This is a genomic window from Sphingobium xenophagum NBRC 107872 (assembly GCF_000367345.1).
GTDB lineage: Bacteria > Pseudomonadota > Alphaproteobacteria > Sphingomonadales > Sphingomonadaceae > Sphingobium > Sphingobium xenophagum.
Genome location: NZ_BARE01000030.1, coordinates 83651 through 91696, shown reverse-complemented (window position 1 = coordinate 91696; position 8046 = coordinate 83651). Strand labels below are relative to the sequence as shown.

At 65.7% G+C, this 8046-nt stretch carries 8 protein-coding genes; 3 read left to right on the top strand and 5 right to left on the bottom strand.

Annotated features, from left to right (window positions below; genetic code table 11):
• Positions 1-109: 109 nt before the first annotated feature.
• Positions 110-1597: a lipopolysaccharide biosynthesis protein gene (locus SX1_RS13935; RefSeq protein ID WP_019053484.1), complete on the top strand. Its 1488-nt coding sequence runs from the start codon at positions 110-112 to the stop codon at positions 1595-1597.
• Between the two features lie 46 nt (positions 1598-1643).
• On the opposite strand, the gene SX1_RS13930 is transcribed toward SX1_RS13935, so the two are convergent.
• Positions 1644-2072, bottom strand: coding sequence for a CBS domain-containing protein (locus tag SX1_RS13930; RefSeq protein ID WP_017182995.1), 429 nt, complete (start codon positions 2070-2072; stop codon positions 1644-1646).
• A gap of 71 nt (positions 2073-2143) precedes the next feature.
• Between SX1_RS13930 and SX1_RS13925 the strand changes: the two genes are divergently transcribed.
• Together SX1_RS13925 and SX1_RS13920 are read left to right on the top strand one after the other, a co-directional pair.
• Positions 2144-2455, top strand: coding sequence for a hypothetical protein (locus SX1_RS13925; RefSeq protein WP_019053483.1), 312 nt, complete (start codon positions 2144-2146; stop codon positions 2453-2455).
• On the top strand, positions 2436-2813 hold the full coding sequence (locus SX1_RS13920) for an acyl-CoA thioesterase (RefSeq protein ID WP_019053482.1): 378 nt from the start codon (positions 2436-2438) through the stop codon (positions 2811-2813). Before SX1_RS13925 ends, SX1_RS13920 begins: the two co-directional genes overlap by 20 nt.
• A gap of 4 nt (positions 2814-2817) precedes the next feature.
• Here the strand turns inward: SX1_RS13920 and SX1_RS13915 are convergent, their stop codons facing one another.
• From SX1_RS13915 to prmC, 4 genes are all read right to left on the bottom strand, one after another.
• Complete coding sequence (locus tag SX1_RS13915) at positions 2818-4326, bottom strand: DUF4139 domain-containing protein (RefSeq protein WP_019053481.1); 1509 nt, start codon at positions 4324-4326, stop codon at positions 2818-2820.
• 95 nt (positions 4327-4421) lie between these two features.
• Entirely contained in the window at positions 4422-5822 is a 1401-nt protein-coding gene (locus SX1_RS13910; protein ID WP_019053480.1) for a DUF4139 domain-containing protein, read from the bottom strand.
• Positions 5823-5951: 129 nt separating this feature from the next.
• Entirely contained in the window at positions 5952-6890 is a 939-nt protein-coding gene (locus SX1_RS13905) for a DUF4167 domain-containing protein (protein ID WP_019053479.1), read from the bottom strand.
• A 291-nt stretch (positions 6891-7181) separates the two neighbouring features.
• On the bottom strand, positions 7182-8024 hold the full coding sequence (prmC, locus tag SX1_RS13900) for a peptide chain release factor N(5)-glutamine methyltransferase (protein WP_019053477.1): 843 nt from the start codon (positions 8022-8024) through the stop codon (positions 7182-7184).
• Positions 8025-8046: the final 22 nt, after the last annotated feature.

Below are 8046 nucleotides of genomic sequence, written 5' to 3'. Positions count from 1 at the left end.
CCCGACCTGCCGACCCGTCAAATGCTTTTTGCAATTTTATTTCAGAAATTTTTGGCGTTTGGAGGCTAGACGGGGCGGACGGCCATCATGGCCATGGGTGATCGAGACTATGAGTTTGCAGGATGCCGACGCGAACGACGCGGGGTTTGGCGCACGCATAAGAAGCGCGATTTTCTGGCGTTCGGGAAGTCAGATCGTGTCGCAGATGATGAGCTGGGTGGTGACGCTGGCGGTCATCCGCCTGCTCGATCCGAGCGATTACGGCCTGTTTGCGATGACCCAGGTGATCTTGAATTTCGCCACCTTCCTCAACGGCTATGGGCTGGTCAGCGCACTGGTGCAGTCGGACAAGCTGGATTCGCACCGCCTGCGGCAAGCCTTCACCATCATGCTGCTGCTCAATGGCAGCCTGGCCTTGCTCCAGCTGGGAATCGCCCCGATCGCGGCGGATTATTACGACCAGCCGATGGTCGCCGACCTGCTGCGGGTGCAGGCTTTGCTCTACCTCTCCACCCCCTTCATCTCGATTCCCGAAGCGATCATGGGACGGGCGCTCGATTTCAAGCGGCCTGCCCTGGTCAACCTGATCGCGGCCATCGCCTCCGCCGCCGTGGCGCTGGTCGGCGCGCTGTCGGGCTGGGGCGTATGGACATTGGTGTTCGCGCCGATCGCGGGCTTCTGGGTCAAGGGGCTGGGCTATGTGCTGGCGACCGGGTTCCGGCCGATTCCCACATTCGATTTTCGCGGCACTGGCGCGATGGTCGCCTATGGCGCTTCGCTGCTTGGCGGCCAGCTTTTCTGGATCATCCAGAGCCAGGCGGATATTTTCATCGGCGGGCGCGTGCTGGAGCCGCACCAGCTGGGCCTTTATGCCGAAGCGCTGTTCCTGACCCAGATTTTCGTCAGCAAATTCATCCCGCCGCTCAACGACGTCGCCTTTCCCGCCTATGCGCGGATGCAGAAAGACCCATCGCGCGTCGCCTGGTCCTTTTGCAAGGCGGTGCGGCTGCTGCTGCTCATATCCTGCCCGGTCTATCTGGGCATGGCCGTGACCGCAGAGCCTTTGGTCGAAACATTGTTCGGGGCGAAATGGCTGGAGATGGCCCCCTTCGTCGCGGTGCTGGCGCTGGCCATGCCGTTCATGACGTTGCAGGTGATGTTCGCGCCGGTCAGCAATGCGCTGGGCCGCCCCGGCACGACCGCGCGAATCGCGGGCGTCGGCGCGGTGCTGATGCCGGTCGCCTTCCTGATCGGCATCTCCTTCGGCGCGATCGGCCTTGCCTGGGCGTGGCTCGGCGCGTTTCCGATCCTGACGATCGTGACGGCGCGGCTGGCCGGAGCGCCGATGGGCCTGCGCCTGATCGATCTGGTGCGGGCCGCCGCGCCGGGGCTGGGCTGCGCGATCCTGATGGCCGGCGTCGTGCTGGCGGTCGATCGCATCCTGCCGCCGCTGGCTGCGCCGGTGCGACTCGCCGTGCTGGTGCCGACGGGGGGCATAGCCTTCCTCGCCGCGTTGATGCTGTGCGCGCGGGGCACGCTGATGGAACTGGTCGCGCTGGTGATTCGCCGCGCGCCGCCGGTTCAGGCGCCCGCCTGAGAATGTGGCTCGACAGGCGCGCAAGAGCGCGTGTCGAGCCGGTCTTTCAGGCGGTCTGGATATAGTCGCGCAAGGCAGCCGCTTCCGCCTCGATCCGGTCGATGCGGAACTTGACGAGATCACCGATCGAAATCAGCCCGATCAATTCGCCGCCGACGACGACCGGCAGGTGGCGGATGCGCCGCTTTGTCATCAGCGACAGGCCCGCCATGACCGGCGTGTCGTCGTCGATGGTGATGGCAGGGGCGGTCATCACTTCCGCAACCGGACGCTCCAGCGCCGCCGCGCCTTCGGTCGCGACGCGATAGACCAGGTCGCGCTCGGAAAATATCCCGACCACCTGCCCGTCATCCACCACCGGTACGCAGCCGATCCGCTGTTCCGCCAGCAGCGTCACGACGGACAGCACGCTGTCGGTCGATCGCACCTGGATGACGTCACGCCCCTTGCCCTCCAATATCGCCGCGATGGTCATGACCGCTCTCCTTTCCTGGACATTATGTCTCAATGCTTGATGATCACATTTTCGTAAGCCAAAGAAAAGAGATGACACGCAAACAAGCCCTCGACGATCCACAAATTGCCGCAGCCGCATGGACGCGGTTTCGCCGCATCATGCTGTGGATGGCTGCGGGGGGCGCGGCCTGCGTGGCGGCTTCGCTCATCTTCCTGCGGCTATGGGCCGGGCCGATGCCGATCCACATGATCATCGCCACGATTTTGGGCGTATGGTTGACCTTCATGCTGGGAACCGGCCTGATGGCGCTGGTTTTCCTGTCCAGCGGCACCGGGCATGATGAACAGGTAATCGACCGGATCAAGGATGAGGTGCCAGAGCATGACCAAGACGCGCGGTGATGTCGTGTTGCGCGTGATGCCGCAGTTGGCGGACATCAACGCCAATGGCCATATTTTCGGCGGCTGGGTACTCAGCCAGATGGACATTGCGGGCGGCATCATCGCCCATCGGATCGCGCAGGGCGCGGTTGCGACCGTGGCGATCGAAAGCATGAAGTTCATCACCCCCATATTGCTGGGGGATGTCGTGTCGGTCTACGCCCATGAGGAGCGGCGAGGCCGCACGTCGGTCGCCATCCGCATCGACGTGGTGGCGGTTCGCGGACCGCAGGAGGAGCAGGTGGACCTGACCAGCGGGCTGTTCACCTTCGTCGCGCTGGACGAAAATCACCGGCCCCGGCCCCTGCCCGACGCCTGAAAGCTCAGCGCGGCAAACGCCGCGTATAGGTCAGGTCGGCCTTGCCATTGGCGGGGACTGTGACTCGCCAGATCCATGCATTGCCGCGCCGCTCCATGTCCTTCGGGCGGGGCTCTATGTCGTGCGGGATGGTGACTTCGGCGGTCACATCGAACGGCCGGGCGTTGCTGAGCGCGATCGTCCAGTCCTGGCGCTCGCGCGTCGACCCCGTCGGCCGCACCGCGATGCGGACGTCCGCGCTTTCAGCGAGGTCATAGTCGATCCGTTCACCTTCCGCCTTGTCGCCAATGTCCGCCTCCCCAGCCAGCAGGCGCATATCGTCCACCTGCTCGAAAACCGCGACGCGCCCTGACGGCATGGGCAGGCCAAGGCCATCATCCTTGCGATTCTGTAGCCGCAACCGCAGCGTCATCGGCCGGGATTCGGCCGCGTCCAATGCTCCGCTGACCGTCGCGGCGTAAAGGCGCTCGACCTTGACCCCGGGCTGGCGCAGCAGCGCGACCTGCTTCTGGCTGCTGGCGGCGACCGTCACGGACACGGGCACGCGGTAGAATTTCAGATCGCCCAGATCCTCCTGTTCCGCCACGACCGGCGCGGGCGGCGGCGGAGCGGCAACAGCCATCGGCGAAAGGACCGCTCCGGTCGCGCGCTGCGCCGTCACCATGATCTCCTGCGCGCCGTCCGCCATCATGGCCGGGGGCATCTCGACCGGAAACAGGTTCCAGCGCGGATGGGTGCTGGTAATGTCCATCGGCCAGCAGGTCAGGCGCAGCGGGCCGCCGGTGGGCCGTGGCTGATCCCCGCGTGGCTGGCGATGGGGCTGTCCGGCAATGACGTTGAGCTGGGCGTCGGCAAAGCCGGTGACGCCGCCATTGGCGACCGTCAGCCACGCCATCAGGTCCAGCCTGCTGCCATCCCCCTGCATGTCGGCGACATAGGAAGCGGACCAGTCGAACCCTTCGGCCAGATAGGTGAGTTGCAACGTCGCGCGGGTCGCCCGGTCGCTGGTCGCAATCACCGACAGCGTCGGACGCGGCGACAGATCCTTGGGTGCCTGTGGGTAGAGCATCCTTTCGGGCAGGCCGCTGCACCCCAGCGCTTCATAGCCCTGCTCTGTCCGGACAATCACGCCGCCGGTCGGCCCGGCGCTCAGTATCGCGTCCTGCTCGGTCACCTTGCCGGTTGCGCGGTCGGTGCGGCGCAGCGTGACGCGGCGCTTGAGATAGGCGTCGACCAACCCTGCGGGCGACAGCAGCCGCGCATCGCGATTCTTCTCCCGCACGCCGCGCGGCATGCCGGTCAGGATGGCGGTTTCGGGCATCAGCCCTTCGGCCACCCCTTCGAACCGGACCACCGATTCGCCCTGCGGCAGATCGACCGTGCGGGTTTCGGTGACCAGCGCATAGCCGCCCGGCCAGTTACGATCGATCGCGCCAGCCGCGCGGTCCGGCGCGCGATAGACGGTGACCGATACGGCATCGATCCGGGTGGAAATGACGGTATCGGCCTGCACCGATGGAGCAATGGCACAAAGAGACAGCGCCAAAAGCCAACCCGCGAAGGCGGGAACAGGCGCCCAATATCGCAAAAGCCGCACTACGACCCGCTTCAGTAGCGCGATTCGAAAGTGACGGTCAGGTCGACCGACCCGTTGGCCCGGACCGGCACGCTCCATTCCATCCGGTCGGCCGACACGCGCCGCCCTTCCACGCTCTGCGCGGTGACGCGGGTGTCGCCCCACAGCCCGTCCTGCGCCAGATCGATCGTGATGGCTTCGGGCCGGGCGTTGGTCAGCGTATAGCGCATCCGTGTTTCCCAGCGCGATCCGCCCTTTTTCATGCGCTGTTCGACCGTTGGCCGGACCTTGACGTCGAACGCCTCGCCCGTGCGCAGCGCCATCGACGATCCCATCGGCGTATGGTCGATGCTGTTTTCGCCGATGAATTGCGGATCGCCGCGCGCGTCGCGCATATAGACGCGGATCGTGCCCGCGGGCAGTTGATCGCCAAGCCCGCCCTGTTTGGATGTCGAGAATTTCAGCACGCTCGACGCACTCAGCGGTTCGGCTGAACTGCCGAGCCAGGGGTTGAGATATTCATAGGTCGCCCGCGCCGGCGCGCCCTTCACGTCCAGAAAACTCACCTGTTTCTGCTGTGCGTTGGCGATCGTCGTGCGGCGCTCCAGCGGATAGAGATAATAGTCGCCCAGCCGCTCGCGCGGGCCGCTTTCCGTTCCCGCCTGGTCGATCGCGCCGCTGCCCGATTGCCACCAGTTGCGGCGACCGCCCCCATTGGCGGGATTGCCCGCGACCAGGATGGTCCGCGCATTGTTGAAGGTCGTGCCTGTATTGTTGGTCAGCGTGACCCAGCCCTGCATGTCCATCGCGCCCTTGGCGGCGTCGAACAGCGCGACATAGTCGGCGGTCCAGCCCATATTGGGGGTCAGGTAGGACAGGCGGGTCGGCACCGTGCCACCGCGCTCCGCATCGACCGTGACCGACAGGGTCGGCTTGGCGCGCAAATTGGGCGGCACCCGATCGAATATCACCCGCACCGGCAGGCCATCGTCGCGCAGAACCTCGATCCGCGCGCCGATCTGGAGCACGATGCCGCCATTGGCCGCGAGTATCTTGGCCCGCTCGCGCGTTTCCGCGCCGGTCGCCGGATTGGTGCGCACCAGCGTCACCTCCTGCCCGACAGCCTTGTCCATCAGCTTGTCGGGCGACAGCAGATCATAGTCGAAATTCTGTTCGACGATCGCGATGCCCGGCCCCGACAGGGTGACGGTTTCAGGCCGGATGCGCGCCGACACATCGGGAAATTCGATGCGGTTGCGCCCCTGCGTCATCGCCAGTTGCCGGTCATCCTGCACCAGCGACTGGCCGCCATTATAGATGGTGACCGCAACATCGCCCTGGGCCGAAGCCCCGGTCGGATCGGCGGCGTCCTGCGCCAGCGCGGCAATGGGGAGGGCACATAGAAGCGGCACGAACAGGCGAAGGGCAGTCATGGGGCCAAGTCTCTCCCAACAATGTCGTCGCCTTGTGCCGCAAGCCGCCCGACTTGGGAAGCGGGCATGAAAAAGGGGACGGCGCGCCTGGCGTCGTCCCCTTTTTCATGCCGGATGCGGCGAAGCGGCTTATTCGGCCGCCTGCGTCGTCGTGGCGCGGGGGCGGCGGGTGCGCTTCTTGGGCGCCTCCTCGCTGGCTTCGCTGTCATTGTCGGCCCGCGCGATCGAGGGCGGCAGGATCGCCATGTCCAGACCCTCGGTCGCTTCGGCGGCTGCCGGTTCGACGATCTTGCGCGGACGGCCACGGCGCGGACGGGGCGCTTCTTCGCTCTGCGGCGCGGGTGCCTGCTGGACGGGTGCAGCCTCTACGACCGGCGCTGCGACAGGAGCAGGCGCGGGCTGTTCGACCTGCGGCTGCGCTTCGGCAAAGACGGGACGGTCGCGACGCGGACGGTCACGGCGCGGGCCGCGATCTTCACGCCCACGATCGTCACGCCCGCGATCCTCGCGATTATCGCGTGATTCGTCCTGACGGCGATTCTGGTCGCGCTGCGGACGATCACCCTGATCGCGCGCGGCGCGGTCATTGTCGCGCGGGGCACGATCCTGATCGCGCGGCGCGCGGTCATTATACTCCCGCTGGCCCCGGTCGGGCTGTTCGCGCGGGGTGCGATCATAGGAGGCAGAATCGGTGCGGAATTCGTCGACACCGTCGGCGACGCCGTCGAAATCGTCGCCATCCTCGTCGAAATTCTCGTCCGGGCGGCGGTGACGCTGCGGCTGATTGGCCTGCTGCTCTTCCTGCCGGGCGCGATTGTCGGCCAGGACGCGGAAATAATGGTCGGCAAATTGCAGATAATATTCCGCATTCACCCGGTCGCCCGCCATCTGGGCATCGCGCGCCATATTCTTGTATTTCTCAAGAAGCTGGGCCGCATTGCCCCGCGCGCGGTTGTCGATGCGGTTACCGCTATCGCCCCCGCCGCGATTGCCACCATTATTGGGACGTCCATTGTTATTATTGTTCCGGCCGCGATTGCGGCGACCGGCCTGCCGGTTGTTGATCAAGACATGATCCTTGCGTTCGCTGTCATCATATTGGCTGAAAACTCTGTTCCGTCGCCATCCCCAAGCACGGCCCGCACATCAGGCCGGATACGGCTCCGCAGGGCATGGCCGGTTCAAAGGGCCAGTGCCTCAAGATGCCAGCGGCGCCGGGCAGCAGCGCCGTCATGACTGTCAGGAGCGTAGAAAATGGCTTTTTCTATCAATGGCCTAAACTAACCATATCACGATATAGTGCCATCCCTGCTGTCGATGTAGAGACTTTCGCTGAAGAAACCAAGCAATTTCCGCTTGTCACGGCGTTAATTGCATTGCGCCTGTCCCTTTGGACATGGTTGCGACCAGACAACGATCATGCCCGGCAAGGTCTTGCAGCGCCCGGACGGCCAGCCCCGCATCGCCCAGCAGCGCGGAAACCGCATCCTTCTGATCATAGCCGATCTCGATCGCGGCCATGCCATCCGGCGCGATCAGGCGGGGCAGGTCGGGCACGATCCGGCGATAATCGTCCAGCCCCTCAACCCCCGCGAACAGCGCGCTGTCCGGCTCATGCAGCACATCGCCTGCCAGCGCGACGCTGCGCGCGATATAGGGCGGGTTGATCAGGATCAGGTCGAACCGCCCGTCAATGCCCTGCGCCCAGTCGCCGGGGCGGAAGGTCGCGCGGCCCGCCAGCCCCAGCCGTTCCGCATTGCCTTGCGCGACCGCCAACGCGCCGGGCGAAGCGTCGACGCCCAGCCCGTGAGCATCGGGCCATTCGCTCAGCGCCGCCAGCAGCAACGCGCCGGAGCCTGTGCCAAGGTCGAGGATGGATCGCGGCCCGCGCGCCGTGAAATGGGCGACCGCCGCCTCGATCAGCGTTTCACTGTCCGGGCGCGGGATAAGGACGTCGGGGGTGACGGCCAGGCTGATCGTCCAGAAATCGCGAAAGCCCGTAATATAGGCGACCGGCTCCCCCGCGACGCGGCGATCCGTCAGCGCCGCAAAGCCGGGCGGGACGCGCAGGTCGCGCTGACGCAGCAGCAACGCGTTGCGGGAAAGCCCCAGCGCATGGGCCATCAACAGTTCCGCGTCCAGGCGCGGCGTGTCGCTGGCGGCGCTGATCCGGGCAGTGGCGGCGCGCAGGGCGTCGGCCATGCCCCCGTCCCCTGCGATGCCG

Coding starts and splice junctions, on each gene's coding strand:
- SX1_RS13935 (WP_019053484.1), top strand. CDS start 110: ATGAGTTTGCAGGATGCCGACGCGAACGACGCGGGGTTTGGCGCACGC.
- SX1_RS13930 (WP_017182995.1), bottom strand. CDS start 2,072: ATGACCATCGCGGCGATATTGGAGGGCAAGGGGCGTGACGTCATCCAG.
- SX1_RS13925 (WP_019053483.1), top strand. CDS start 2,144: ATGACACGCAAACAAGCCCTCGACGATCCACAAATTGCCGCAGCCGCA.
- SX1_RS13920 (WP_019053482.1), top strand. CDS start 2,436: ATGACCAAGACGCGCGGTGATGTCGTGTTGCGCGTGATGCCGCAGTTG.
- SX1_RS13910 (WP_019053480.1), bottom strand. CDS start 5,822: ATGACTGCCCTTCGCCTGTTCGTGCCGCTTCTATGTGCCCTCCCCATT.
- prmC (WP_019053477.1), bottom strand. CDS start 8,024: ATGGCCGACGCCCTGCGCGCCGCCACTGCCCGGATCAGCGCCGCCAGC.